The sequence below is a fragment of the Cellulomonas sp. P4_H12 genome (assembly GCF_056400905.1).
In genome coordinates this window covers 1-508 of record NZ_JBFUKJ010000163.1, presented here as the reverse complement: position 1 = coordinate 508, position 508 = coordinate 1, and the positions used below count along the sequence as shown (strand labels likewise).

The window sequence follows — 508 nt, the reverse complement described above, 5'->3', positions numbered from 1 at the left end:
GTGGACGGGGTGTTCAAACACGCCGCCGAGCGTCCCGACCTGGTGATCTTCAAGCGGCAGACCGGCGGCACCTGGGCCGACGTGACCGCGGCCGAGTTCGCCTCCCAGGTCACCGCCGTCGCCAAGGGACTGATCGCGCTCGGCGTGCAGCCCGGCGACCGGGTCGGCCTGATGTCTGCCACCCGGTACGAGTGGCCGCTGGTCGACTTCGCGATCTGGGCCGCGGGCGGCGTCACCGTGCCGATCTACGAGACCTCGGCCGCCGAGCAGGTGCGCTGGATCCTCGAGGACTCCGCCGCCGTCCTGCTCGTCGTCGAGAACGCCGAGCACGAGCGGACCGTCGAGACCGTCGCCGCGGAGGCGCCGAGCCTGCGCCGGACGTTGCGCATCGAGGGCGCCGACGGCACCGCCGGTGCCGTCGAGGAACTCGTCTCCCTGGGCGCGGACGTCGCCGACGAGGAGGTGCGCTCACGCACCGACGGGCTCCGGTCCGCCGACCCAGCCACCC

General features: G+C 73.4%; 1 protein-coding gene. It reads left to right on the top strand.

Going from position 1 to position 508, the window contains the following annotated elements; genetic code table 11:
* On the top strand, nucleotides 1-508 hold a 508-nt coding region (locus tag AC1DQC_RS20325), incomplete at both ends, for an AMP-binding protein (protein WP_477053027.1).